A 1,319-nucleotide genomic window follows, 5' to 3' on the forward strand; every position below is an offset into this window, starting at 1 on the left:
TCGCCAGCGGCGGACCTGTGAGACGGCGGGGAAGTGGGCTCCCGCACGAAGCCTTGGGCCCCGTCGTCTCCTCTTGGAAATTGAATGATGTCTCCCTTGCGCATGTGTTGCTCCGTTGTGGTGACGAGCAATCTACCCAAGGGAGACAGGAATGTACGGCAATAAGCACGTCGGCAAAGACAATAACGACTCCGGATTTGGAAAGAAAAAGTCCGAGGACACGATGACAAGCATTGCATTGAAAGAGGCGAAAAGCTGGCTCGTAAAGCTGATGGACCGTGAGTTCAAAGGCCGTGGCGACCGCGACTATATGATCCGGGATCGCCTCGCGACGGCGACCGGAATTCCTGAGAGCTATCTGTACCGCCTCCAGCACAAAACCCGCGGCATGAAGGACGTGGCGGGGGAAGCCTATCGGCGCCTCAAGCTCGCCTATGAAAACATTTGCGAAAAGAACGAAGAAGCAGCGGATCGGTACAAAGCCGAACGCCTTTCCATGGATGGGATCAATGAAACGGCTGTGGAAGAGCCTCACGCGTCGGGCGTGGGAACGGTTTCTGCTGGCGCTGCGACGACTACGCCGCCGGGTGGTGAACGGGCTGAGGGGGTGATGCGATGAGCGGTTCCGCCACATCTACGATCGGGGGTAGCCATGAGTGACGGCCAGCAAGGTGTATACCTGCACGATTGGGAAGACGACGGCGAGGCCGGAATGCTCCGCGATTTCGGCATAGACAAGTCCGCGCTCGAAGGCGCGACAGTCATCGTCGCGAGCTACACCTACGAGTGCTATAGCGGCCAAGCGTTTGTTCTCTTCGAGCGCAACGGCAAATTGTTCGAAGTAAACGGCGGCCACTGCTCCTGTTACGGCCTTAGCGAGAGCGATTACTCCGGCGACACGACGACCCAATGGCAGCCGGAGGAGACGTCCTTCGATGCTCTGCTTCAGCGCATCCCATCCTCATACGATCCCGGCGTCCACGCCTTTATCTACGCGGCCGCCAGAGCAACAAGTGGAATCGGCGCATGATCCGCCTCACGATCACCGACATGCCCCCGTCGACCAACGGGCTCCGAAAGAGCTTCGTCAAGGACGGCAAGGTCGTCAGCGCAAAGACGGATAAATACTCAGCATGGCGTACGGCTGCCATGTGGGAGATTGCCGGCCAGAGGGCAGGGACGATCGAGGGGCCATATAGCCTGTCGATTGCCGCCCAACGGAACTGGCGCTCAAAGCGAGCCCGAGACATCGACAACATAATCAAACCGATATCGGACGCGCTGGTTAAGGCCGGCGTGGTTCAGGACGACAGCTTGGC

Annotated in this window: 3 protein-coding genes; all 3 read left to right on the forward strand. The window is 58.8% G+C overall.

The window, feature by feature from the left end; translation table 11 throughout:
• Positions 1-151 precede the first annotated feature (151 nt).
• Complete coding sequence (locus tag EXZ48_RS34540; protein WP_130521581.1) at positions 152-619, forward strand: hypothetical protein; 468 nt, start codon at positions 152-154, stop codon at positions 617-619.
• A gap of 33 nt (positions 620-652) precedes the next feature.
• On the forward strand, positions 653-1,030 hold the full coding sequence (locus EXZ48_RS35230) for a hypothetical protein (RefSeq protein WP_165909520.1): 378 nt from the start codon (positions 653-655) through the stop codon (positions 1,028-1,030).
• A partial coding sequence (locus EXZ48_RS34545) for a RusA family crossover junction endodeoxyribonuclease (RefSeq protein WP_165909521.1) occupies positions 1,027-1,319 on the forward strand: 293 nt, incomplete at its 3' end. The genes EXZ48_RS35230 and EXZ48_RS34545, both read left to right, overlap by 4 nt.

This window comes from Shinella sp. JR1-6 (assembly GCF_004284735.1).
GTDB lineage: Bacteria > Pseudomonadota > Alphaproteobacteria > Rhizobiales > Rhizobiaceae > Shinella.

Coding starts and splice junctions, on each gene's coding strand:
- EXZ48_RS34540 (WP_130521581.1), top strand. CDS start 152: ATGTACGGCAATAAGCACGTCGGCAAAGACAATAACGACTCCGGATTT.
- EXZ48_RS35230 (WP_165909520.1), top strand. CDS start 653: ATGAGTGACGGCCAGCAAGGTGTATACCTGCACGATTGGGAAGACGAC.